Source organism: Asticcacaulis sp. P4_H10 (assembly GCF_056400965.1).
In genome coordinates this window covers 86,665-109,098 of sequence record NZ_JBFUKH010000009.1, presented here as the reverse complement: position 1 = coordinate 109,098, position 22,434 = coordinate 86,665, and the positions used below count along the sequence as shown (strand labels likewise).

Sequence of the window (22,434 nt, the reverse complement as noted above, 5' to 3'; positions counted from 1 at the left end):
CGCGCGGATCGCTTCATGACCGAAAACAACCAGCTACTCGACCGCCATCCCTATGCGTCGCTTCTCGACGGTGCGAAGACGTTCGAGCCCCTGAAGGTCGCGATTGTTCACCCCGTCAGCAATGAATCCATCGAAGCCGCTGCCGATGCACAGGCTGAAGGCCTTATTGAACCTATTCTGATTGGCCCAAGCACGCGCATTCTGGAGGCGGCTGAAGGCACCGACATTGCGAAATGGGAGCTGATCGACACCGAACACAGCCATGCAGCCGCGGAAAAGGCAGTCGAACTGGCCGCGCACGGCAAGGTTGACGCTCTGATGAAGGGCGCGCTGCACACGGATGAGCTTCTACATCCGGTGGTCGCAGCATCCTCCGGACTACGCACCGAGCGGCGCATCAGTCACGCATACCTGCTGGACGTGCCGACCTATTCCAAGCCTCTGATCATCACGGATGCAGCCATTAACATCGCACCGGATCTATCCGAAAAAGCCGACATTTGCCGCAACGCGATCAGCCTGTGGCGAAGCTTGTTCGGTGATGCCCGCAAACCCAAGCTTGCTGTGTTGTCCGCCGTCGAAACAGTCCTGCCGTCCATGCCATCGACCATCGATGCGGCGGCGCTATGCAAGATGGCGGAGCGCGGCCAGATCACAGGCGCGTTGATCGACGGTCCCCTCGCCTACGATAATATCATCAGCCGGGACGCGGCCTTCGAAAAGGGCATCATTTCCGATGTCGCGGGCGATGCCGATATTGTTGTCGTTCCCAATATCGAGACCGGCAATGCACTGGCAAAGCAGCTGATCTATCTCGGCGGCGCACAGGCGGCGGGCATCGTGTTAGGCGCGAGGGTGCCAATTATTCTGACGAGCCGCGCCGATTCCGTCCAGGCACGGCTGATGTCCTGCGTGCTGGCCGTGCACCTTGCCGCAGCGCGCCGGCTGGGGCGGATCAAATGAGTGCGACTTCGACGGGCGCACTCCTGACGGTTAACGCCGGTTCCTCCAGCCTGAAGTTTCGCCTGTTTGCTCTTGAACCTGCCCTGCCTGCCCTCGGTGGCGGGAAACTGACTGGTATCGGCGAGCGGCCGGTCTTCCGGCACCAGGGCGACGATGGCGACCTCCCTCTTCCGTTGGATATGGATATCGACGGAGCCGTTCGTTTCGTGCGCGATTGGGTGGACGACAATGCACCTTTCCCGATAATCGCCGCGGCACACCGCATCGTGCACGGCGGTCCCGACCTCGACCGCAGTGTCGAATTGAAAGACAGCACGCTTTCCTATCTGAAGACGCTGATCCCACTTGCGCCACTGCACCAGCCCCACAACCTTGCGGCAGCCGAAGTCCTGGCCAAGGCGCATCCTCAGCTACGCCAGTTCGGCTGTTTCGATACCGCCTTCCATGCCCATCGCGACCGCCTGGCAACCGAATTTGCGCTTCCGGAGCACATACGATCGGCGGGAGTGCGCCGTTATGGGTTTCACGGCTTGTCCTACGCCTGGGTCGCCCGGTGCCTGCACAAAGACCTGCCGCACCTGTACAATGGGCGGGTCGTCGTCGCGCATCTGGGCAACGGCGCCAGTCTTTGTGCCATGACCTCCGGGCAAAGCATCGATACGACAATGGGGTTGACGGCGCTTGACGGCTTGCCGATGGGGACACGCTGCGGCGCGCTCGACCCGGGTGTCGTCATACACATGCAGCGTGCGCTCGGCCTGTCGGTCGAGGACGTCGAAACGATTCTCTACGAGAACTCCGGTTTGAAAGGCCTGTCCGGGGTCAGCAACGACGTCAGAACCCTGCTGAGCAGCACTGAACCGGATGCCGCCTTCGCGATAGACTACTTCGTGCGCAAGGCGGCTCAGCAGATCGCAGCGATGAGCGTAAGCCTGGGCGGCCTGGATGGCTTGATATTCACGGGTGGCATCGGCGAAAAGGCCGCATCTGTCCGTGACCGGATCAGAAATGCTCTCTCCTGGCTCCCCCCCTTCGAGGTCCATATCATTCCGGCCGATGAGGAACGTGCAATGGCGCTTGATGTGGCGCCGTTGCTAGACTCTTGACTGTCCCTATGTCTGCCGGGCGCCGATTTTCGCGAAGCCGGGCATAGATCAACATGCTGACGATGGCTGCGAACAGACACCAGACGGACGGCAGGTTATTGCGATAAAAGGTCCAGGCGAAGGCAAGACCGAGCACTTGGGCCGCGCCGATCCAGCGGATGCCAGGATCGCTGCTGACAAAGAACGGGGCGCAGACGATTACGGCATATATGGCCAGCGTCCCCGGCAATACGCCCAAAGGATTGCCATAAGTAAGACACTGGTTGGCGATGCCGACGGTAAATCCCTGCGATACGACGATACTCACAGTATAGAGGGCAATCGCGGCCCCTGCGACGGACAGAGTTCCCAGTACAAATCGCCTTGGCCGACTGGTCTCCATAAGGAAAATGCTAAGCGGCACAAGGACCGGCCAGACGGCGCCGGCGAACAGTACATATAACTGAACGAGCACATGGATTGAAAGGACCGCAGACTGCACCGGCAGCAAGAGCCAAAGCATGCCCTCGATCAATTGCTGAGCACCGAAGAGTAAGGGAATATAGGCAAATGGCTTTTCAGCTGGCCTGAGAGGTGTGCGCAATGCGGCGGCACCGATACCGGTAAGAAGAAGGCCGGCTGCAAAGCTGACCGGAGCAGAAAAGCACATGAATATCCCCCGCGGAGTGCACAGCTGATCATCCAGCTTGTCTCACGCAAATCAATTCAACGGATTGATCGTAATCAAATGGAAGACGCGGCGCCGGGCTATAGTGAAAGCCGCAACCAAATACTCTGCAAGGGAGTTGACCATGTCTGCAGATACTGCCTCTTCGGGGCGTTCAGCAAAATCCCGCCTCAAAGACGCCCCAGCCTATCCGATCCATGAAACGACGGAAACCGTGAAGCGTGCCAGTGATAGCCTCAATCAGATTGCCAGCGAGTGTGCGGCCATCTGCTCGGACGATATCGCCGCTGCCATCGAAACGAGCTCGCAAAGCGCCAAGCTCTTTACCGAACTTGGCAGAGCCTATGTCGAGGCCATTACGACCTCGGCTGAGACCTATGTCGAGATTGGGCGTGAGGCGATGAGCTGCCGAACGCCGGCGGACATAGTCAGGCTGCAGAAGCGTACCATGGAAAGCCTGAACGGGTCCGCTGAAGCGACGGCCAAGATTTACAGCGACGTATTTGAGACATGGTCGAAGGCCGTGGACCCATTCGTCACCCGTATAACAGATGGCCCGCAAAGACTGTTTCGCGCCTTTGCGGACTGAGATAGACCGGCAAGATCGTCGCCAATTGCGGACAGACAGAAGGCCGCCTCCTAAGGGGGGGCGGCCTTCTCTTTAAGATACATCGATCTTACTGGAACTGGACTGGCTGCGGCGGCGAATCCAGGTCGTTCCAACCTGCGTATAGAGTCGCCGTACCGCGGCCCAGGCCGCGCGCTTGGCAGCCGCATCATGGCTCGCCATCAACCCACGGCGTAACGGCATCACATACGTCTCCCATGCATGGTTATAGGCTTGACGGTATAGCGTCTGGACCGCTGACGGCAGTTGTTCCCGAATATCCGGCGGTAAATCCGCGTTCGATGGATAGACAGAGGCGCGACCTCCAGAGGCGACGGCGGTCTCCTGTTCGTGGTGACGGACCACGGTGAATTCGCCCCCCTCGCCACCAACAGTCCGCTCGTAACATTCTACGGGTTCGCTGGGCGCCGTCTCGCAAACAACGTGGAGTTCGCATCCATCGCCTCCGGCTTCACGCGAAAATATCCTGGGGTGGCCTTGTCGATCGGACATGATTTTCTCCTCGATTTGCATCAAACGCCTTGCGTGCCAAGCTTGCTCGCTCTTGCCAGATGCGCATGACGACTGGCCTCGCCCTCAACCATGCCCATGATCGTCAGCCTGACCGGATCAAAACCACAAAACCTGAAGAGAGACTGGAAAGCCTTGCCGCCATGCGCCCGAAAAATGAGAGAGTAGAAGGCGCCTGGCATGCCCATCGTCTGGATCAAACGGACAGACTTGCCCTTGAGCAGGGCTGCGTTCATCGGGTTTTCCGCAGACAGTTCGTAAGCGAACCCTGGCGTGAATACGCGCTCGCAAAACCCCTTGACCAGCGCCGGCACGCTGAACTGCCACATCGGATAAATAAAGACGATATGGTCGGCCCATCGAATGAAATCCTGGACCGCAGTCAGATGAGGCTCCAGCAACTGATGGCCCTGATACCCTTCGTGCAGGATGGGGTCGAAATCGAGATCTGCGAGGTTAACACGCCGCACATCATGACAGGCCGAAACAGCCCCGGTTTGGTAGGCTTCGGCCAAGGCCTCGCTGAAACTGCGCCGCTGCCGTGCAGGATTGCCGTTGACGATCAGAATGCGCTTGTTCATTTTTAGCGTACCAGCAGGAGCGGCAGGCCGGCGTGCTTGACAACGTAATCGGTCGTCCCTCCGAGCAGCATTTCGCGCACATGCCCCTGGCCGTAGGCGCCCATGACCAGAAGTTCAGCCTGTAACGCGGATGCCTTTTTGACGATGGTCTCGCCGACGCTGGCGGCCCCACGCTCCTCGATTACCAACTCGGCATCAATGCAGTGGCTGCGCAGATAGGTCAGGAGATCGTCTTCGCCGACTTCATCGGGCTTGTCACCACCTGACAGGACACGAAGAATGAACACATTTTCAGCATGAAGCATGTGAGGCACGGCTTCGCGCAGCGCCCGGGCCGCGGCCCGGCTGCCATCCCATGCCAGAACAACCGTCCCTGCGTGCCCGGCGCTGGGGAAGGTGACGGTCGCATCGCGCGGGAAGAGAAGGATCGGCCTCCCGGCCTCGAAAAGCGAGGTCAGAACCACCTTCAGGTCACCGGCCGGATGATTTTCATGGCCGCTGATAATGAGATCGGCGGTAAAGGCTTCCAGAGGCAGGCAGACATCCAATTCACCGACGACGGTGCGGTAGATCGCCTGCGCCTGACCGGGAATCATGTCCGCGAAGCCTTCGCGCACCGGCACCATCTGGCGCTGGCAGGCGGCATTCGCCTGGGCTATCGCGCCGTCGGCCATCTGACGGGCTTCGCTTTCCAGGACGTCGAGCACCGACTGATCGGTTGATGCGGCATAGGCATACTCAGGAATGCCCAGGACGTATGGCAGCACGGGCGGCGCGGCTATGTGGAGTATGCGCAGGGTGGCGCGATAGCTACGGGCCAGCGCAAGCGCTGAATTGAGTGCCTCGGTGGCTTGGCTTGATCCGTCATGGACAAAAAGAAGAGATTTGATCGACATCGTTTGGCTCCTGTGTTGAGCCGAAGAGTCACACAGCGATTATAATCTCGCTTTGATGCCGATCAATTCGCACCTGCGAACATCGTGCTTTTGGCGGGCCCGCACGTAACGCAGCTAATAAGGAGCCGTCATGCCTCGTGTTCTAAAATCCACAATTTTTATATGGGTAATTGCTTCTGCCAGTATCGCCGGCGCCGCTTCCGCGGATGATTTCAAACCGAAGCAGGCCGGAAAGTGGCAGGTGACCGCCCGGTTAACCACCGTCGCGCCGGACGAGGACGGTCCCATTCTGACGTCTGGCAATGCAGTGACCGGACTGGCCGTCGCCGTGAATGACGATACCGTGCCAACACTCGGCTTTACCTACTTCTTCACCGACCACGTCGCTGTCGAAGCTATTCTTGGAACCTCCAAACATGATATCCGCGCGCAAGGCGGCACGACCGATGTTCTTGTTCACGAAACCTGGGTTCTGCCGCCGGTCGTAACGGCTCAGTATCACTTCAATCCCAAAGGAAAAGTCAGTCCCTATGTCGGCGCCGGCGTCAATTTTATGAACTGGTAAAATGGCAAGGACAAGAATGGCTTTACCGTAGCCCTTAAGAACAGCGGCGGCACGGCGATTCAGGCGGGTGTCGACGTCGCCCTGAAAGGCAATTGGGCGCTGAACATCGACTATAAGAAGGTGTTCTATAAAACGGATGCGCGCATAAACGGCGGCGCACTCAAATCCGAAGTCGTCCTCGATCCGGCGGTGACCTCCGTCGGTCTGGCCTACCGCTTCTAAATCATACGCCGCGCATTGATCCCGATCAATGCGAAGCCATTCTCCCGGACCATAGTGACGAACACCATGTCCGGGAGAAACTGCATGAAGACCGAAATTCTCACCTGTTTCGCGCTCTGTCTGTTGAGCACGGGCGCTGCCCGGGCAGCAACGCCGGCGGATGTGGCGCTCGGTGGAACGATCTATGACCGGCACTGCTCTCTGTGCCACGACAATAGCAAGCACATGATCAACGACAGCGGCCCGGCCCTTTTCGGCGTCGTTGGCCGCCGTGTAGCGTCCGTCGAAGGATATGATTACACGCCTGCGCTCCAGGAGGCTGGCCGTCGCGGGGAGCGTTGGACCCAAAAACGTCTGGACCGTTTCCTGACGAACCCGATGACCATGCATCCGGGGACGGAAATGCCGATGAACTTTGACCGGCCGGCTGATCGCAAGGCGATTATCGCCTACCTCAAGACATTGAAATAGGTTTCGGCCGGAGAACCCACTGGCATTCATCCCAGGTCCGGTCATTACCGCAACGTGCCTAGAACTGGAAGCCAGCGGTTATGCCACCCGCGAGTAGCGCGGGCTGTTGTTCGTCGTCCGCGCATAACGGTCGAAGACAGCCGCGATGGACCGAACGAGCATCTTCAGAGGCGCGTCGAATATGACCCGTCCATCGTCAATCGTTACCAACCCGGCCAAACGGAATTCCTCAAGCCCGGCCAACTCTTCGCTGAAATAATCGCCTGACAAGCCGTGGCGGCGCAGGATCACACTCGTGTCCGCTTCGAAGTAGCACATCAAATCTGCGATGACTTCCCGGCGAACAGCATCGTCACCACGATAAGACCAGCCACGAACCGTGGGCAGCTTGCCGGAGGCGACGAGACTGCGATAGCTTGTCGCCTGAGGAATATTCTGTGCGATGCCCTGATCGAGTTCGCTGATCGATGAGGCTCCTAGCGCGATCAGGCGATCGTTTGGCAGATCAGTATAGCCCATGAAGTTCCGGCGCAGCGTCCGGTTCGACAGTGCCTTGGCCAACCCATCGTCCGGCGTCGCAAAATGGTCAATCCCGACGCCGACATAGCCGTTATCTGCCAGCTGAGTTTCGATCTGCAGGTACTGCAAGGCCTTTTCGCCCAGGTCGGGAAGCGCCCTTTCGTCAATCAAGCGTTGGTGTTTTTTCATCCATGGCACATGCGCATATGAAAAGGCGCTGATGCGCTGCGCCTTAAGCTGAAGAATATCCTCAAGGGTTCTCCCGAGGGTTTCGGACGTCTGGTGCGGCAGGCCGTAGATCAGGTCGATGCCCAGCGATTGCAGCCCTTCATCGCGCAAAGCCCCTATTGCGGAAAGGATTGTCTCCATGGGCTGCACGCGATTGATGGCTGCCTGTACCACCTCTTGCGTATCCTGGACGCCAAGATTGACGCGATTGAATCCCAGATAGCCATAGGTATGCGCTTTCGCCTTCGTCACCCGGCGTGGGTCGAGCTCGATCGATATCTCGGCACCCGTGAGAATGTCGAAATTCAGGTGCAGGGCCGAGAACAGGCGCGTTATCGTCCCTGGCTGCAGGATGCCAGGCGATCCCCCGCCGAAATGCAGCGCGTGCACCTTCGGACGAAAGCCGAGTACAGATCCCACCAGGCCAATCTCGTGGATTAGGCTCCCGACATACGCCTCGATGGGCTCGTACTGCTTGGTGATTTGGGTATTGCAGCCGCAGAACCAGCACATCTGCTCACAGAAGGGCACATGCACATAAAGCCCGATGCTGTTCTCACGCGGCAACGCTGCTAGCCAGTCTGAATAGGTCGCCGGCGTGAGTTCACCAAAATGATGCGCCGACGGATAGCTGGTGTAACGCGGTGCTTCCTTGCCCAGCCACTTGAGTTGGTCGAGCTCCTGCCAGGATTTTACGGGTGTTTGCATGGTTATTTGTCGCTATTAGGTGGCGTTGCGCCACGATAAAAGTGTCAGGCCGGCGGCCCAGACGGCAGCAAACCCCAGGGCATGCAATTGCGCCTTGTCATAGATCAAGGCGCCGGCAATTCCTCCGGCGATAAGGCCCAGCCAGAGCAGTAGGTAGGGCGCCCATGCGAGTGCTGGTCCGCCTGCGCCAGCTTCTGCGCGAACTTGACCAATGCGCCTGTCATATAGGTGACGCCGACAACGATCTCGCCGTCGCGCTGTATGGCGGCATTCGCCGCTCCCATGGCCAGGACCATGACTGCGATCGCCGCTCCTTTGAGCGACAACAGGGCGAGTACAAAGCCTGCCAGCAAGAGGAGCGTGACCAACCCCAGGATCACAATTGCCGTCCGTCTCCGTTCCCTATCGTTCACAAATAATGTCGCGAGGAACATGCCGGTTACGAAGGTGCCCAGCACGGCGCCGAGGACGGCAATAGAGCCGTGAATGCCTCCGGTCACAGCGCTGACCGCCAGCCGCGTCGAATTGCCTGTCATGAAGGACACAAAGATGCCCTTCAACTCAAGGAATCCAAGCGCGTCTACAAAACCCGCAAGCATGGCCAGGCCGACTGCAACCTTAGTGGATACCCGGTCAAGTGCGTTCACTTGCTCTTCCACCAGTTCAGTCTGAGGGAGTTCAGGACGACGACCAAGGATGAAGACGACATGGCAATAGCCGCGATCAAAGGTGTGACGACACCCAGTACCGCAGCCGGGACAGCCAGCACGTTGTAGGCCAGTGAAAGCGCGAAGTTCTGCCGAACGAGGATCCGCGTGCGTCGGGCAACGTCGAAAGCCGTCACGATGGGCGTCAGGCCGACGCCGCGATAGACAAAATCCGCGGCATTCTGGGTGATGTCCATGCCGCTCGACGGCGACATCGAAACCGCCGCAGCTGTAAGTGCTGCCGCATCATTCAGACCGTCCCCGACCATCAGGACGCTGTGGCCATCTCTGCGAAGATCCTCGATGGCGCGGACCTTGTCCACGGGGCTCAGCGCGGCGTGAACGTCCGTAATTCCCAATTTTGCCCCCAGGGCTTCGGCAACCTGGCGCCGGTCGCCGGACAGCATGATGACATGCAGACCACGCTGCTTCAGGTCCGAAACGGTATCATCCGCATCGGATCGTTCGATATCCGCAAAGAGGAGGCGCACAGGTGGCCGGTCCCCGCGCCGAAACCAAAGTTCAATCTGATGATCCTCGCTCGGCGAAAGTCCCAACCAGGCGGCCCGGCCAACCTTCACAGGTTCGCCCTCCCATGTGGCGGAAAGGCCATCGCCAGGATGATCAGCGACAACCACTTCGGGCAGTGGACCGTAACACTCAGCCGCACTGATGGCCTGCGACAGCGGATGTCGGCTGTGGTGGGCAATGGAAACGGCAAGGCGACGATCCGCCTCTTCCAGGTCGTGTGGGTTGAGCCAATGTGGCTGCCCTTCCGTAAGCGTTCCGGTCTTGTCAAAGACGACTGTGTCAATCCGCGCCAGCACCTCCAAGCCCTTGCTGGATTTCAGAAGAATGCCGCGCGAAAAAAGGTATGAGGATGCCAGGACGTGGACAACCGGAACGGCCAGACCCAAGGCGCACGGACAGGTGATGATCAAGACGGCCATGGCCTTGAGCAATGCGTCTTCCCAGGGCACAACCCCGCCTGTCAGGTAGCCGAAGCCCGTCCAGCCAAAGAAGGTGGCGAGCGCAAGTATGTGCACGACTGGCGCGTACAGGCTGGCAACACGATCGGCGAAACGCACATAGGCGCTTTGCGACTGCTCGGCTTTTTCCATCAGAACGATGATCTCGGACAGCAGGCTGTCGTCGGCTGCGGCGCTAACCTCGACATGCAGAGGCGCAGACTGGTTGATCATGCCGGCATAGAGTTTTTCACCGCATACCACCGGGCGCGGCAGGGTCTCACCTGTGACCAGCCGCGTGTCGACATCCGAGCTTCCCGAGATTACGATACCGTCCGCCGCGACCTTCTCCCCGGCCGTCACGATGAGGACATCGCCCGGCCGGACGTCACGGATGCGGACCGCCAGCGGCTGGCCGTCCTTCAGCACGCGCGCGGTGCCATCGAGCATGGCCAGCAAGCCTTGCGCCGCCTCACGCGCCTTGCCGCGCGCCTTCAGGTCGAGATAGCGACCAATCAGCAGAAAGAAGAGCAGCATGATTGAGGCGTCGAAATAGACGTAGTGGCCATGGTTGATGGTTTCAAACAGCGACAGGGCATTGGCCAGGATCACCGCCAGCGAGATCGGCACGTCCATATTGGTGCGGCCGGACTTCAGCGCAGAGATCGCCGAGCGGAAAAAGGGCTGGCCGCAATAGAGCGTCGCAGGCATGGCGATCAGCCCCATGAACCAGTGCATCAGGTCGCGCGATGGCCCTTCTAGGTCGCGCGAGAACCACAGCGCATCGGCAAAAAGCATGATGGCGGCCGTGGCGAAGCCCGACACCGCCAGATAGGTCAGGAGCGTCCTTTCCTCGAGCCTGGCCTGGACGGCGCGGCTGTCGGGATCGAACGGCGCGACATGGAAACCCAGGGCTTCGATCTCTTCAGCGAACGCGTTGGCGCTCTCAGGCGAAGACGCCTTTGGCCAACTGACGCGCAGGCGCTGGGTCGAAAAGTTGATCCTGGCCTCGACGCCCGGGTGCGCGGACAATGTCTGCTCGATCTTCCAGGCGCAGCTGGCGCAGCGCATGCCTTCGACCTGCATGTAGAGCGAACGGCGGTCCTCATCATCGCGGGCAAAACAGGAGAAATCGACGGCGGCGGTCATTGTTCGTCCTCTTCCGGCTTCAGAATGCGTGCGGCATGACCTTCCAGATCCTCGTACTGGCCGCTGTTAAGGGCCCACAGCAGACCTCCCAGGCCGGCCAGTCCGAGAACGAAGGCCAAGGGAATTAGGATCAAGAAGGCGCTCATGACAGTTCAGTCGATATACAGGTCGGTGGCGGACTGATACTCGCGACCGCGAAGACGAGCGGTTACGTGTACGGTCCAGCGGCCCTTCGCCGGCAGCGGCGCGTCTGCGCTGTAGACACCGGGCCGGACGGAATTTAGATCGAAGCTGCAGTCATTGGCCTTGACAGCCGGATGGATAAACCATGCGCGAACCTGCGCCTGTTCCACGGCAAGGTGCCGGCTGTCCCGCAGCGTGAAAACGATACGGCCATTTTCATAGGTCGTAACAGAGTGCCAGCCCAGCACGTCCTGCGCCGCGGCCTTGTCTAGGGCGTCGTTATATTCCAGGCCCTTTGCATAGGCCTGACCGGTGATCTCGTTCGGTGGGTTGCGGAAAGCAATAATGACGAAAGCGATAAAGCCGGACATGAAGGCGAGGTAAAACGCCCCGATGATCCACGGCACGAACCTGCCGCGCAGCCGATCGATTTCCGCCTGAAGCCGGTCAGGGTGTGACGAAGTAGCTGGCATGCTTTGCCGCCTTTCCAGAGGAGCGATCGGTAAGACTGAAGGTCACGGGGGTTCGTCCGGCGGCGCGGGTAGTGGTCACAAGCTGGACACGGAACTCGCCGACGCTATTTGCCGGAACCGTTATACTCGGCACGGGCTGGTCGCCGGCAGCCAGGAGTTCCATTGTTTTCACGGGAATTCCGTCGACTTGCACAAGATATGCGCGGTCAAAATGCGTCTTGTTCAAGACCTTGAGCTGGTAGTTGTTGCGGATGTCGCCGCTGGACATGCGCACATACAGGGGCGAACGATTATGAATGATATTGACGTCGGTTTCGGTCCGCATCAGCACTGCCGCCAGCATCAACGCCCCTACGATGGACATGATGGCGGCATAGAAAACGGTGCGTGGCCGAATCCACTTCATCCTGCCTTTGGAAGGGGACTGGCCTGCGCCGATTTCGGCCGCGCGACGCGACTGGTTGTTTTCCGTGTCGTAATGGATGAGGCCGCGGGGCAGCATGACCTTTTCCATCACTGAATTGCAGGCATCGATGCACAGGCCGCAGGAAATACAGTCGAACTGAAGCCCGTCGCGAATATCGATGCCCATCGGGCAGACGACGACGCAGGCGTTGCAGTCGATACAATGCCCCCGGCCCTCCCAGGTCGCACCCTTCTTATGGTGGGCGCGCGGTTCACCGCGCTCATGCGCGTAAGAGATGATCAGGGTGTCGCGGTCGAACATGGCCGACTGGAAGCGCGCGTAAGGGCAGGCGTATTTGCAGATATTTTCGCGTGCAAACCCCGCCATGAAGTAGGTCGAAAGTGTTAGCGCCAATATCCAGATACCCGTCGACGACGGAACGTCCAGATGTACCAAACCTTCCAACAGCGTCGGGGCGTCATTGAAATAGAAGACCCAGGCGCCACCGGTCAGAAGACCGATGAGAAGCCAGACTGCGTGGGTCAGCGTCTTTTTCCAGATCTTTTCCAGCGTCCACTTGTCGTCGTCGAGGCGTTTGCGTGCATTGCGATCGCCCTGGATGAAGCGCTCGACGTGAACGAACAAGTCTGTCCAGACGGTCTGGGGGCAGGCGTAGCCGCACCAGGCCCGGCCAAAGAGTGACGTCGCAAAGAAAAGCCCGATGGCCGCCAGAACCAGAACACCGACCAGAAGGTAAACTTCCTGGGGCCAGATTTCGACGCCGAAAAAATACCCTCTCTGGCCGGTGAGATCGATCAGGATCGCCTGATCCGGCACATGCGGGCCACGATCATATCTGAGCCATGGCGCGCCATAATATATGCCGAGCAGGGCGATCATCGCTGCCCATTTCAAATTGCGAAATATGCCGGAGACCTGGCGCGGGTAAATCTTCGCCGCTTTTTCGAACAATTCAACCATGGGAGATCTGGTACTCGGAACGTCAGGTAACGAAACCTATCTCCCTCGCCGTTCCGTCGCATTGATCAGGATCAAAAGCCCCCGGTGGGACCGAGGGCTTTTGATCTCCGATACCTACTCCCCGCCACCCAGCGAGTGGACGTAGATGGCCACCATGCGTTGGCTGTCCTTGCCAAGACGGTGTTTCCAGGTCGGCATGACGCCTGCGCGGGCATTCGTGATGGTTTCCACAACCGATGCCTTGTCGCCACCATAGAGCCAGATCGCGTCGTTCAGGGTCGGTGCGCCAAGCGAGCGGTTACCTTCGCCGGCCGCGCCGTGGCACGCGGCACAGCTAGTCGCGTAGATCGCTTCGCCTGCCGTCCAGGCCGCACTTGGGTGTTGTGGTTGCCCATAGCGCATCTGAAGGACATAGGTCGCCACATCATTGATCTCCTCAGGCTTGAGCATGCCCTTGCCGAAGGCCGGCATCATCGTGGCGTGGGTGTCGGCATCGGTGGAACGCGCGCCAACCTCGATGGTGCGATGGATGTCGTCGACGCTGCCGCCGAAAAGCCAGTCGTCATCGTTGAGGTTGGGATACCCTTTTCGCCCCTCTCCGCCGTTGCCATGGCAAGCGGCGCAGTTTTCCTTGAACACGACGGCGCCGCCGGCGCGGGCGAACTCGAACAGGGCGGGGTCGCTTTTGACGGTTTCAAAGGACGCGCCATGAAACGCCTTGAGGTACTTGCCTTGGCGGGCACGTATCTCGCCCTGCTCCGCTTCCAGCTTGCTGAACTGCGTCCAGCCAAACAGGCCTTTGGTGTGGCCGGTGATGGTTGGCCATGCCGGATACACGACCCAGTAACCGACGCTGAAGACGATCGTCACCAGCCAGACGATGAGCCACCAACGCGGGGCGGGGTTGTCGAGCTCCTTCAGACCGTCCCATTGATGGCCGGTCGTTTGAATACCGGTCACCTCATCGAGATCGTTGCCGGGCGTGTCGCCCTTCCCCTTGTCTTTACTCATTGTCCTTCTCCTCATTGAGGGGAATATGTCCGTAGGCCTTCAGGCGCTGACGGTTTGACGGCCAGAAGGCCCAGATGCATATCCCTGCGAAGCTCAGCGTGAAGATCACCAGGATCAGAAGCGCGATATCGGACTGGTTCATTTGCCCGGCACCTTTCCGGCCGCCAAGGGAGCCTTTTTGAGTTCGTAATCGGGATCGTAGGTCGTGAAATCGACCTGGGTGCCGAGTTGTTGCAGATAGGCGATCAGCGCATCGGCCTCTGTTGGCGAACCGGGGTCATTGCTACCGAAGTCCTGCGGGATGACCTTGCGACCGTAGCGCTTCTGCAAACCCGTAGGGTCCTCATCGGGCATGGTCTGCACGGCAGCGTCCAGTTCGGCGTTTTGCACGTGGTCGTCGGTATAGGGCACGCCAAGCGCCTTCAACGCCGCGAGCTTGTCCTGGAGGTCCCAGGTGCGGAGCGGCTTTTTCGCCAGCAGGCTGTAATTGGGCATGATCGACTCCGGCACCACGGATCGCGGGTTCTTGAGGTGCTCGAGATGCCAGGTGTTGGAATATTTTCCTCCGACGCGCGCCAGATCAGGCCCGGTGCGCTCCGATCCCCAGACGAACGGATGATCGTACATGCTTTCGGCCGCCAGGCTGTAGTGGCCGTAGCGTTCGACCTCGTCGCGCAGTGGGCGAATCTGCTGCGAATGGCATGTGTTGCAGCCTTCGCGGATATAGATGTCCTGCCCGGCCAGCTCGAGCGGGGTCAGCGGACGCACGCCCTTGACCGGCTCTATGGTTGTCTGCATGCGAAAGAGCGGCACGATCTCGACAAGACCGCCGATGGAGACAGCGACGACCGCGAAGATCAGCAGCCAGATGGAATTGCGTTCGAGTTTTTTGTGGGATTCTAACATTGCGGCCTCCTATTCTGCCGCTACGAGGGCGGGCTCACCCACCGGCTGGGACGATGGTGAAGGCAGTGTGACGGTACGCCAGATGTTGTAGCTCATGATCAGCCCACCGATCAGGAAGAGCACGCCGCCCAGGGCGCGGATGATGTAATAGGGGTGCATGGCCTGGACGACCTCGACGAACGAATAGGTCAGGAAGCCCATCTCGTCGTAGGCACGCCACATGAGCCCCTGCATGATGCCGGCGATCCACATCGAGGTGATGTAGAGCACGATGCCGACCGTCGAGATCCAGAGGTGGACAGAGATTAGCCGGGTCGAATACATGCCGGCTTTTTTCCACAGGTGCGGGATCAGGTAGTAGATCGCGCCGAAGGAGATATAGGCAACCCAGCCCAAGGCGCCGGCGTGGACGTGGCCAATGGTCCAGTTGGTGTAGTGCGACAGGGAATTCACGGTCTTGATCGACATCAACGGCCCTTCGAAGGTCGACATGCCGTAGAAGGCCAGGGCGATGATCATGAACTGGAGGATCGGGTCATCGCGCAGTTTGTGCCACGCACCCGACAGGGTCATCATGCCATTGATCATCCCGCCCCAGGACGGCATCCACAGCATGATCGAGAAGGTCATGCCCAGCGTCTGCGCCCAGTCGGGCAGCGAGGTGTAGAGGAGGTGGTGCGGACCGGCCCAGATGTAGATGAAGATCAGCGACCAGAAGTGAATGATCGACAGGCGGTAGGAATAGACCGGACGGTCGGCCTGCTTGGGGATGTAATAGTACATCATCCCCAGGAACCCCGCCGTCAGGAAGAAGCCGACGGCATTGTGACCGTACCACCACTGGATCAGGGCCGACTGGACACCTGCCCAGGCCGAATAGCTCTTCACGCTGACCGCCGAGATCGGCAGGGTCACGTTATTGACCAGATGCAGAATGGCGATGGTGACAATGAAACTCAGGAAAAACCAGTTGGCGACGTAGATGTGCTTCTCTTTGCGCATCGTCAGGGTCATCAGGTAATTAATGAAATAGACGACCCAGACGACGGTCAGCCACAGGTCGGCGTACCATTCGGGCTCGGCGTACTCCTTGCCCTGGGTGACACCGAACAGGTAGCCCAGCCCCGCCATCAAGATGAAGGCCTGATAGCCCCAGAAATGGAACCAGGCCATCCGGGTGCTGAACAGGCGTGTCTGGCAGGTACGTTGCACGACATGATATGAGGTGGCGAACAGGATGTTGCCGCCAAAGGCGAAGATTACGGCTGACGTATGCAGAGGCCGCAGCCGGCCAAACGTCAGGTAGGGTTCGACATTCAGCCACGGAAACGCCATCTGAAACGCGATCAGGACGCCGACGGCAAATCCCGCGATCGCCCAGAACATGGCTGCGATGGTGAAGTACTTGAGAATGGTCTCATCATACCGCGATGGCGGGGCCGCAGCGACGACCGCCTCCCCTCCTCTCGCCATTGTCTGGACTGTATTCATGAATTGGACTCCCAAGGATTCAGCTGAACGCAAGCGCCAGCAGAACCACGCCATTGACGCCGAACGCCGCCAGGCCGAGGACCTGACGTGCGCGCGGGCTTGTTTTGACAAAATGGTTTCCGGCAACGCCCAGCCCCATCAGGGCGGGCATGGTGCCGGCGGCGAAAGCGGCCATGCCGAGCGCACCCGTGAGCGGGTCGGCCTTGGCCGCGACAGCCATCAAGGCCGCAAAGATCATTGGACATGGCAGCAACCCCAGGGCTGCACCCAGCCCGAAACGCGCCAAAGGACTGCGCACACCCCGCACGCGGTTCATCGCGTTGACGGCGCATTTGGACTTGAAAGCCGGTAGGAGCGGCAGGCGCACGCCCATTTGCATCAATAGACGCTCTGCGAACACAGCCAGGAGGATGACGGCAACCAGCGCCAGCAGCAGGTGGCGGAAAACGGAAAACACCGATGACGTCGCCACGAAGTGAAACGCGAAGCCGACAATAGCGCCTAAAGCAGAGTAGGTGGCCATGCGACCGGCATGATAGGGCAGCAGCACCTGGGTTAGCACACTGCTGCCTTGCACCGTGGCGGACTGGCCCAGCACGAAGGTCGAACACATAGTGGAACAATGTGTAACGCTGCCGCCAAGTCCGGCTACGAAAAGGGCCAGCGCCAGCGGCATTCCCGCCGCGGCGAGGAAAGTTCCGCAATCATATATCCAACGCAGTTCGCCCACTGATTACGCCCTGAAGAAACCCGAAAGGGGCTTCGAACCGAACGCTTCATGACACAAGCCACGCGGTCCCGATTTGATTTGAGTCAAACCGATACGCTGCAACCAACCGCCGCATTGATGGTCGTCGCAGACACTTGATCAGGATCAAGGCATCGAATTCCTTCGGGAGTAGTGTGCTGGAAAATTCTTCATGTGGGAGAGCAAGAGTGGACTATACCGCCGCGTTCGAGGCAGCCGTTGATCAGGTTCGCGCCGAAGGGCGCTACCGTGTGTTCGCCAATCTGAAGCGACATAACGGCCAGTTTCCGCGCGCCACGTGGACRCGCGAAGACGGCTCGACGCAGGACGTCACKGTCTGGTGCTCCAACGACTATCTCGGYCAGGGTCAGAACCCGGTCGTGCTGGAAGCCATGCACAAGGCAATCGATGAGGTCGGCTCGGGTTCCGGCGGCACGCGCAATATTTCCGGCACCACCTGGTACCACAACGAACTCGAAGCCGAGCTGGCCGAYCTGCACCAGAAGGAAGCCGCTCTGGTCTTCACCTCGGGCTAYGTCGCCAACGAAGCGACCCTGACGACGCTCTACAAGATCCTGCCCGGCCTGATCATTTTTTCGGATGAGCTGAACCACGCCTCGATGATCGCCGGCATCCGCAACGGCCGTGGCGAGCGCAAGGTTTTCCGCCACAACGATCTCGCGCACCTCGAAGAACTGCTGCAGGCCGCACCCGCCAATGCGCCGAAGCTGATTGCGTTCGAGTCGGTCTATTCGATGGACGGCGACATTGCCGATATCCGCGGTACGATCGACCTCGCCAAGAAGTACGGCTGCCTGACCTATATCGACGAGGTCCACGCGGTTGGCCTCTACGGTATTCGCGGCGCCGGTGTTGCCGAGCGCGACGGTCTGATGGGCGAAATCGACATTATCGAAGGGACGCTGGGCAAGGCGTTCGGCATGATGGGCGGTTATATCGCCGCCAAGTCGGTAATCATCGACGCCATCCGTTCGTGGGCTTCGGGCTTTATCTTCACGACTTCTCTGCCGCCGGCGGTGATGGCCGGTGCAGCGGCAAGCGTGCGCTGGCTGAAGGACCATAACGAAAAGCGCATCCAGCACCAGGAACGCGCCCAGACCCTGATGAACCGCTTCAAGGCGGTCGGCATTCCGGTCTTCCCGTCTGAATCGCACATCGTCCCCGTGCTGGTTGGTCACGCCAAGCACTGCAAGATGATTTCGGACATCCTGCTCAACGATCACGGCATCTACGTCCAGCCGATCAACTATCCGACCGTCCCCAAGGGCACCGAGCGCCTGCGCTTTACGCCGTCGCCGGACCATACGGACGAGATGATGGACCATCTGGTCGGCGCCATGGACAAGCTGTGGACGCACTGCAACGTCGCGCGCATGCCGAGCGTGGCTTGACGCGTCTCGCGCAGGCAAGAGAGACCTCAGTGAGAAGCAGACCGTCCGTGGACCTGACCGCGATCAAGGCGGCCTCGCGGCTCATGTTAAAAAGCAGGCCTCGGAGGCAAGCATGATTGATACCGAATTATGACGTAAGATTCTCGAGATAATCGGGTTTAATCCCGCCTTTGATGCCAGTCGGGTAAGCGTCTGTGTCGACGACTTGATCGTCACTCTGAGCGGTTGGGTGCCTCCGAACAGGGAAAAGACGCGTTGGTTGCTGCTGTCCAGAACATTTAAGGCGTCGACGCCATTGCCGACGAGCTGCAGGTGGGCCTGACGCCTAGACAGTTCGTCAGAGACGAGGACCTTGCGCGCCACGTCGCCGATGTCGTCCGCCATGGCATACAGCCGGCGCCAGATCGTCTGCAGATCCGCGTCTAACAGGGTTAGGTGTAGCCCTGCGATGCCAAAGCTTTTCGCCTCAGAGCGCGAGAATGCCCACTATCGCGTTCGGCACCGTCCAAGCCGTAGCGATAGACAATCGACAGTGAATACTGCGCTCGAGCGTCACCGCCTCCCGCCCGCGATTCAAGGCCGGTCGGTGTCACGTCAAGAGCATCCTCCAGCTGCGTCAACGCTCCGGAAATTGAAATCGTGACACATCCAGTCAAACCGAGGGTTGCCATCAGATACGCATCATCCCTCTCATCGTTTATAACCATCCGCTCACGGAACGGGCGTCATAGGTAATTCCGTCTTCAGATCGTTGCTGACTGGCTCGCCCGGTTCCGCCATTTCCGGCTGCAGGCCTTTCTGATCCGGTTCGGCGATATGCACACCGCGCGCCTTATCTGTCCCTAACGCGTCGCCTCCCCGCAGCAGCGGTTCCCAGAAGACACCCCCCGTCTTGCGGTAGCGACGCAGGTGTTCGGCCGTTCATTGGGCGGCAGGCAGCGGGCAATCTGCTCCAGCAGGGTGTGCTGACCGTCGGCCGTTCCAGGCGCCGCGCCACCAGTCTCAAGCGTCTGAACCGCTTCTCCTTCCGCCTCGGGGAAGGCAGCCCTTGCCGGTTGCATCAGCGAGCCAGCATCGGCAGGCGCTGAAGGTTCAAGCATAGGCGGTTCAGTTACCTGCGACGTGATCAGGGCACCGGTCCGCGCGTCGGCAACCTGCTGGCTGACGAGTTGAGCAAAGACTGGATCATAGCCCGCGCCTAACCCGTGCGCGCCATCGTAGCGGCCTGAATCGCCGCGAATTCCGGTGTGATTTTGCCATATCAGACACAGCAGCAGACAAACATGCAGCGCGACAGAGGCCGCTGCTCCCACCGCAGCCCTCCGGACCTTGTTCCGGACCGCAAAGCCTTTCACGGCAACAATTATCTGCTTTAATGCCGTTGCCATAGCCAGCCTCGCATACTGCCAGACCATACCACGTTGGCGCTCGACACGTAAGTAGGATGTGCCATTTGCGGAAGTAGAACCGCGTCAGTAACGGTTCAATAAAATCTGACCAAAGCGGAAGCGCAATGACAACAGAGCAGGTCGCTTCCTGGCGACCGTGTCTGGCAATTTCCTCCCGATGCCGGCGAGCAAGTCGACCCGACATAGGGTTATGGCACGATCGTAACCTTGGCTGAATAAGAAAGAAGGCCCGGCTTCCCGTGGTTTCTTTCTTATTCAGGTGGTGTCCGGCAGGTCAGGATTGAGGGCGACCATCGCTTTTTCCCGTGCCCAGTGCCGGATGTCGGCAAGGGCTTCGATATAGGCGCTGACCGCGTCCGGCCCATCGATCTCGACGAAACCATCGTCGAGATCGTCGATAATGCCGGCCTTTTCCAGTAGCGGCACGACACCTGGCGAATAGGCAACGAACTTGAAGTAGGCAAAGGCGTCCGACATGAAGTCGCGCGCCGGTGGCAGCTTGGCCAGCTTGTCGGCACCGGCCTCTGACGCCAGGACGACCGGGAAGTCGAACAGCACCGACGGCCCACCATCGATCTTGTACTGGACGGGGATGAGCGTGCCGTCATCCAGCTCCGCGCCGCCGATCTTGGAGCCAATCAGTTCGACCACCGCACCGGCCGCCAGGGCCGCTTCGGTGATGGCATTGAGCAGGGACGCTTCGGCGCCATCGCCCAGCAGAATGCCGAACTTGCGGCCCTTAAGGAGGCCAGGGTTTTTCTTGATGATGCTGAGCGCGTCGGACGGCGGCAGGTCCATCAGGGTCGGCTTCTTCGCCTGGGCGGGCTTCGGCAGGTTCTTCAGGCCGAGGCCTTCCGCAACCACCCGCGCCAGGGTTTCATCGATGTTCATCAGGTGCGACACCATCCGCGAGCGGATGTCGGCACGCTCACAACGGCTGAGTTCGAAGATCAGTGCGCTCTGGATGTGCGACTGCTCGATATCGGTCTGGCTGATATAGAACTGGCGCGCCTGACTGTAGTGGTCTGCAAACGCTTCGGGGCGAATACGCAACTTGTGGCCCTCGACCGCTTCGGGGAAGCTGCGGAAGCCTTCGGCGCTTTCACGCGGGCCTGGATCTTCGCCCAGTTCCGCCGTCCACGAATTCGGCTCGTAATTGACGCGCCCATTGGGATTATTGAAGGCCATATGGCCGTCCTGCTGGAAGTGCGCGAACGGGCATTTCGGCGCATTGATCGGCAGTTGCGTGAAGTTCGGGCTGCCCAGGCGCTTCAGCTGCGTATCGAGATACGAGAAATTGCGCCCTTGCAGTAGCGGGTCGTTGGTAAAGTCCAGGCCCGGCACGATGTTCTGGGTGCAGAAGGCAACCTGTTCGGTCTCGGCGAAGAAGTTGTCCGGCATGCGGTTGAGCACCAGACGGCCGACCATGCGCAGCGGCACAAGTTCTTCCGGGATGATCTTGGTGGCGTCGAGCACATCGAAATCGAAGCTGTTGGCAAAGTCTTCGTCGAACAGCTGAAGGCCCAGCTCCCATTCCGGAAAGTCACCTGACTGAATGGCGTTCCATAGGTCGCGGCGGTGGAAGTCGGGATCGGCGCCGTTGATCTTGACAGCTTCATTCCAGACGACCGACTGCGAGCCCAGCTTGGGGCGCCAGTGGAACTTGACGAAGGTCGACTTGCCCTGGGCGTCGACCATGCGGAAGGTGTGGACGCCGAAGCCTTCCATCATCCGGAAACTGCGCGGGATGGTCCGATCCGACATGATCCACATGACCATGTGCATCGATTCCGGCATCAGGGTAATGAAATCCCAGAAGTTATCATGCGCCGTCTGCGCTTGCGGGAAATCGCGGTCGGGCTCCTGCTTGGCGGCGTGGACAAGGTCCGGGAACTTGATGGCGTCCTGGATGAAGAAGACGGGGATGTTGTTGCCGACCAGGTCCCAGTTGCCCTGGCGGGTGTAAAACTTGACGGCAAAGCCGCGAACGTCACGCGCCAGGTCGGACGAGCCCTTGTTACCGGCGACCGTCGAGAAGCGGACAAAGACCGGCGTCTGTTCGCCGGCGCGCTGGAACAGGTCCGCCGACGTCACGTCGGACAGGTTGTCATAGGTTTCGAAAAAGCCGTGGGCGCCATAGCCGCGGGCATGGACGACGCGTTCGGGGATGCGTTCATGGTCGAAATGAAAGATCTTTTCGCGCAGGTGAAAGTCTTCGAGACTGACAGGGCCGCGCGCCCCGGCCTTCAGGGAATTCTGGTCGTCGCTGACCGGAATGCCATGCGTCGTCGTCAGGATCGCCTGGTCAGGTCCGGCTTGCTGACGGGTTTCGCCGCCCGGACCTTGCTCAAGTTTGATTCCGCCGACATCGGCCTTGGTAAAAACCTGGTCTTCACTGGTCTTGCTCATCTGGGTCGCTCGCTGTCTGAGAGGTAAATGCAATTGTGCCGTGCCTACGATGCGAACGGCGGAAGCTTGGGTCGCTGCTTAGACAAGTTTGCAGCACAACGGGTCAACGCGGCCGCG

The 22,434-nt window shown here is 59.6% G+C and carries 23 protein-coding genes and 1 pseudogene; 6 read left to right on the top strand and 18 right to left on the bottom strand.

Going from position 1 to position 22,434, the window contains the following annotated elements; translation table 11 throughout:
• Window positions 1-15 precede the first annotated feature (15 nt).
• On the top strand, window positions 16-963 hold the full coding sequence (locus AC1DON_RS16800) for a bifunctional enoyl-CoA hydratase/phosphate acetyltransferase (protein ID WP_476935968.1): 948 nt from the start codon (window positions 16-18) through the stop codon (window positions 961-963).
• Window positions 960-2,069: an acetate/propionate family kinase gene (locus AC1DON_RS16795; RefSeq protein WP_476935967.1), complete on the top strand. Its 1,110-nt coding sequence runs from the start codon at window positions 960-962 to the stop codon at window positions 2,067-2,069. The genes AC1DON_RS16800 and AC1DON_RS16795 overlap by 4 nt, the downstream gene beginning before the upstream one ends.
• Here AC1DON_RS16795 and AC1DON_RS16790 read toward each other — a convergent pair.
• Complete coding sequence (locus AC1DON_RS16790; protein WP_476935966.1) at window positions 2,008-2,718, bottom strand: DUF6629 family protein; 711 nt, start codon at window positions 2,716-2,718, stop codon at window positions 2,008-2,010. The two genes, AC1DON_RS16795 and AC1DON_RS16790, sit on opposite strands and share 62 nt — an antisense overlap.
• Before the next feature lie 142 nt (window positions 2,719-2,860).
• On the opposite strand from AC1DON_RS16790, the gene AC1DON_RS16785 reads away from it, so the two are divergent.
• Window positions 2,861-3,325 (top strand): phasin family protein, encoded by a 465-nt coding sequence (locus AC1DON_RS16785; protein ID WP_476935965.1) that lies wholly within the window; start codon window positions 2,861-2,863, stop codon window positions 3,323-3,325.
• Between the two features lie 72 nt (window positions 3,326-3,397).
• On the opposite strand, the gene AC1DON_RS16780 is transcribed toward AC1DON_RS16785, so the two are convergent.
• The 3 genes from AC1DON_RS16780 to AC1DON_RS16770 are packed head-to-tail and all read right to left on the bottom strand — an operon-like array spanning window position 3,398 to window position 5,351.
• Window positions 3,398-3,877 carry a ChaB family protein gene (locus AC1DON_RS16780; protein ID WP_476935964.1) on the bottom strand — a complete coding sequence of 160 codons (480 nt, stop codon included), beginning with the start codon at window positions 3,875-3,877 and terminating at the stop codon, window positions 3,398-3,400.
• Window positions 3,877-4,455, bottom strand: coding sequence for an NAD(P)H-dependent oxidoreductase (locus AC1DON_RS16775; protein ID WP_476935963.1), 579 nt, complete (start codon window positions 4,453-4,455; stop codon window positions 3,877-3,879). Before AC1DON_RS16775 ends, AC1DON_RS16780 begins: the two co-directional genes overlap by 1 nt.
• 2 nt (window positions 4,456-4,457) lie before the next feature.
• Window positions 4,458-5,351: a universal stress protein gene (locus tag AC1DON_RS16770; RefSeq protein ID WP_476935962.1), complete on the bottom strand. Its 894-nt coding sequence runs from the start codon at window positions 5,349-5,351 to the stop codon at window positions 4,458-4,460.
• A gap of 130 nt (window positions 5,352-5,481) precedes the next feature.
• Here AC1DON_RS16770 and AC1DON_RS16765 point away from each other — a divergent pair.
• Together AC1DON_RS16765 and AC1DON_RS16760 are read left to right on the top strand one after the other, a co-directional pair.
• Window positions 5,482-6,138 (top strand): annotated as a pseudogene (locus AC1DON_RS16765) (OmpW/AlkL family protein).
• Between the two features lie 84 nt (window positions 6,139-6,222).
• A complete protein-coding gene (locus AC1DON_RS16760; protein WP_476935961.1) occupies window positions 6,223-6,609 on the top strand; it encodes a c-type cytochrome in 387 nt (128 codons plus the stop codon).
• 78 nt (window positions 6,610-6,687) lie between these two features.
• Here AC1DON_RS16760 and hemN read toward each other — a convergent pair whose 3' ends face one another.
• The 11 genes from hemN to AC1DON_RS16705 form a co-directional block, all read right to left on the bottom strand.
• Complete coding sequence (gene hemN, locus AC1DON_RS16755; protein ID WP_476935960.1) at window positions 6,688-8,064, bottom strand: oxygen-independent coproporphyrinogen III oxidase; 1,377 nt, start codon at window positions 8,062-8,064, stop codon at window positions 6,688-6,690.
• A 104-nt stretch (window positions 8,065-8,168) separates the two neighbouring features.
• Complete coding sequence (locus AC1DON_RS16750) at window positions 8,169-8,711, bottom strand: YoaK family protein (protein ID WP_476935959.1); 543 nt, start codon at window positions 8,709-8,711, stop codon at window positions 8,169-8,171.
• The gene (locus tag AC1DON_RS16745) at window positions 8,708-10,888 is read right to left on the bottom strand and encodes a heavy metal translocating P-type ATPase (RefSeq protein WP_476935958.1); all 2,181 of its coding nucleotides are present in this window, start codon (window positions 10,886-10,888) and stop codon (window positions 8,708-8,710) included. Before AC1DON_RS16745 ends, AC1DON_RS16750 begins: the two co-directional genes overlap by 4 nt.
• Entirely contained in the window at window positions 10,885-11,034 is a 150-nt protein-coding gene (gene ccoS / locus AC1DON_RS16740) for a cbb3-type cytochrome oxidase assembly protein CcoS (RefSeq protein ID WP_476935957.1), read from the bottom strand. Before ccoS ends, AC1DON_RS16745 begins: the two co-directional genes overlap by 4 nt.
• Before the next feature lie 6 nt (window positions 11,035-11,040).
• Window positions 11,041-11,544: a FixH family protein gene (locus tag AC1DON_RS16735; protein WP_476935956.1), complete on the bottom strand. Its 504-nt coding sequence runs from the start codon at window positions 11,542-11,544 to the stop codon at window positions 11,041-11,043.
• Complete coding sequence (gene ccoG / locus AC1DON_RS16730) at window positions 11,519-12,931, bottom strand: cytochrome c oxidase accessory protein CcoG (protein WP_476935955.1); 1,413 nt, start codon at window positions 12,929-12,931, stop codon at window positions 11,519-11,521. The genes AC1DON_RS16735 and ccoG overlap by 26 nt, the downstream gene beginning before the upstream one ends.
• 114 nt (window positions 12,932-13,045) lie before the next feature.
• A complete protein-coding gene (gene ccoP / locus AC1DON_RS16725; protein WP_476935954.1) occupies window positions 13,046-13,942 on the bottom strand; it encodes a cytochrome-c oxidase, cbb3-type subunit III in 897 nt (298 codons plus the stop codon).
• On the bottom strand, window positions 13,935-14,084 hold the full coding sequence (locus AC1DON_RS16720) for a cbb3-type cytochrome c oxidase subunit 3 (protein ID WP_476935953.1): 150 nt from the start codon (window positions 14,082-14,084) through the stop codon (window positions 13,935-13,937). The genes ccoP and AC1DON_RS16720 overlap by 8 nt, the downstream gene beginning before the upstream one ends.
• Window positions 14,081-14,848: a cytochrome-c oxidase, cbb3-type subunit II gene (gene ccoO / locus AC1DON_RS16715; protein WP_476935952.1), complete on the bottom strand. Its 768-nt coding sequence runs from the start codon at window positions 14,846-14,848 to the stop codon at window positions 14,081-14,083. The genes AC1DON_RS16720 and ccoO overlap by 4 nt, the downstream gene beginning before the upstream one ends.
• 9 nt (window positions 14,849-14,857) lie before the next feature.
• The gene (gene ccoN / locus AC1DON_RS16710; protein ID WP_476935951.1) at window positions 14,858-16,339 is read right to left on the bottom strand and encodes a cytochrome-c oxidase, cbb3-type subunit I; all 1,482 of its coding nucleotides are present in this window, start codon (window positions 16,337-16,339) and stop codon (window positions 14,858-14,860) included.
• A 19-nt stretch (window positions 16,340-16,358) separates the two neighbouring features.
• Window positions 16,359-17,069 carry a sulfite exporter TauE/SafE family protein gene (locus AC1DON_RS16705; protein WP_476935950.1) on the bottom strand — a complete coding sequence of 237 codons (711 nt, stop codon included), beginning with the start codon at window positions 17,067-17,069 and terminating at the stop codon, window positions 16,359-16,361.
• A 206-nt stretch (window positions 17,070-17,275) separates the two neighbouring features.
• Between AC1DON_RS16705 and hemA the strand changes: the two genes are divergently transcribed.
• On the top strand, window positions 17,276-18,499 hold the full coding sequence (gene hemA / locus AC1DON_RS16700; protein ID WP_476935949.1) for a 5-aminolevulinate synthase: 1,224 nt from the start codon (window positions 17,276-17,278) through the stop codon (window positions 18,497-18,499).
• A gap of 81 nt (window positions 18,500-18,580) precedes the next feature.
• Here the strand turns inward: hemA and AC1DON_RS16695 are convergent, their stop codons facing one another.
• From AC1DON_RS16695 to AC1DON_RS16685, 3 genes are all read right to left on the bottom strand, one after another.
• Window positions 18,581-18,883, bottom strand: a complete 303-nt coding sequence (locus AC1DON_RS16695) for a hypothetical protein (protein ID WP_476935948.1) — start codon at window positions 18,881-18,883, stop codon at window positions 18,581-18,583.
• A 458-nt stretch (window positions 18,884-19,341) separates the two neighbouring features.
• The gene (locus tag AC1DON_RS16690) at window positions 19,342-19,599 is read right to left on the bottom strand and encodes a hypothetical protein (RefSeq protein ID WP_476935947.1); all 258 of its coding nucleotides are present in this window, start codon (window positions 19,597-19,599) and stop codon (window positions 19,342-19,344) included.
• 564 nt (window positions 19,600-20,163) lie between these two features.
• Window positions 20,164-22,317: a catalase gene (locus tag AC1DON_RS16685; RefSeq protein WP_476935946.1), complete on the bottom strand. Its 2,154-nt coding sequence runs from the start codon at window positions 22,315-22,317 to the stop codon at window positions 20,164-20,166.
• Window positions 22,318-22,434: the final 117 nt, after the last annotated feature.

Bases quoted from the DNA above. Each gene is read 5' to 3' on its own strand.
- AC1DON_RS16690 (WP_476935947.1), bottom strand. From the start codon at position 19,599: ATGCTTGAACCTTCAGCGCCTGCCGATGCTGGCTCGCTGATGCAACCG.
- ccoP (WP_476935954.1), bottom strand. From the start codon at position 13,942: ATGAGTAAAGACAAGGGGAAGGGCGACACGCCCGGCAACGATCTCGAT.
- ccoO (WP_476935952.1), bottom strand. From the start codon at position 14,848: ATGTTAGAATCCCACAAAAAACTCGAACGCAATTCCATCTGGCTGCTG.
- AC1DON_RS16720 (WP_476935953.1), bottom strand. From the start codon at position 14,084: ATGAACCAGTCCGATATCGCGCTTCTGATCCTGGTGATCTTCACGCTG.
- ccoS (WP_476935957.1), bottom strand. From the start codon at position 11,034: ATGAGCGCCTTCTTGATCCTAATTCCCTTGGCCTTCGTTCTCGGACTG.
- AC1DON_RS16775 (WP_476935963.1), bottom strand. From the start codon at position 4,455: ATGAACAAGCGCATTCTGATCGTCAACGGCAATCCTGCACGGCAGCGG.
- hemN (WP_476935960.1), bottom strand. From the start codon at position 8,064: ATGCAAACACCCGTAAAATCCTGGCAGGAGCTCGACCAACTCAAGTGG.
- AC1DON_RS16785 (WP_476935965.1), top strand. From the start codon at position 2,861: ATGTCTGCAGATACTGCCTCTTCGGGGCGTTCAGCAAAATCCCGCCTC.
- ccoG (WP_476935955.1), bottom strand. From the start codon at position 12,931: ATGGTTGAATTGTTCGAAAAAGCGGCGAAGATTTACCCGCGCCAGGTC.
- AC1DON_RS16685 (WP_476935946.1), bottom strand. From the start codon at position 22,317: ATGAGCAAGACCAGTGAAGACCAGGTTTTTACCAAGGCCGATGTCGGC.
- AC1DON_RS16735 (WP_476935956.1), bottom strand. From the start codon at position 11,544: ATGCCAGCTACTTCGTCACACCCTGACCGGCTTCAGGCGGAAATCGAT.
- AC1DON_RS16790 (WP_476935966.1), bottom strand. From the start codon at position 2,718: ATGTGCTTTTCTGCTCCGGTCAGCTTTGCAGCCGGCCTTCTTCTTACC.
- ccoN (WP_476935951.1), bottom strand. From the start codon at position 16,339: ATGAATACAGTCCAGACAATGGCGAGAGGAGGGGAGGCGGTCGTCGCT.
- AC1DON_RS16795 (WP_476935967.1), top strand. From the start codon at position 960: ATGAGTGCGACTTCGACGGGCGCACTCCTGACGGTTAACGCCGGTTCC.
- AC1DON_RS16800 (WP_476935968.1), top strand. From the start codon at position 16: ATGACCGAAAACAACCAGCTACTCGACCGCCATCCCTATGCGTCGCTT.
- AC1DON_RS16695 (WP_476935948.1), bottom strand. From the start codon at position 18,883: ATGGCGGACGACATCGGCGACGTGGCGCGCAAGGTCCTCGTCTCTGAC.
- AC1DON_RS16780 (WP_476935964.1), bottom strand. From the start codon at position 3,877: ATGCAAATCGAGGAGAAAATCATGTCCGATCGACAAGGCCACCCCAGG.
- AC1DON_RS16760 (WP_476935961.1), top strand. From the start codon at position 6,223: ATGAAGACCGAAATTCTCACCTGTTTCGCGCTCTGTCTGTTGAGCACG.
- AC1DON_RS16745 (WP_476935958.1), bottom strand. From the start codon at position 10,888: ATGACCGCCGCCGTCGATTTCTCCTGTTTTGCCCGCGATGATGAGGAC.
- AC1DON_RS16770 (WP_476935962.1), bottom strand. From the start codon at position 5,351: ATGTCGATCAAATCTCTTCTTTTTGTCCATGACGGATCAAGCCAAGCC.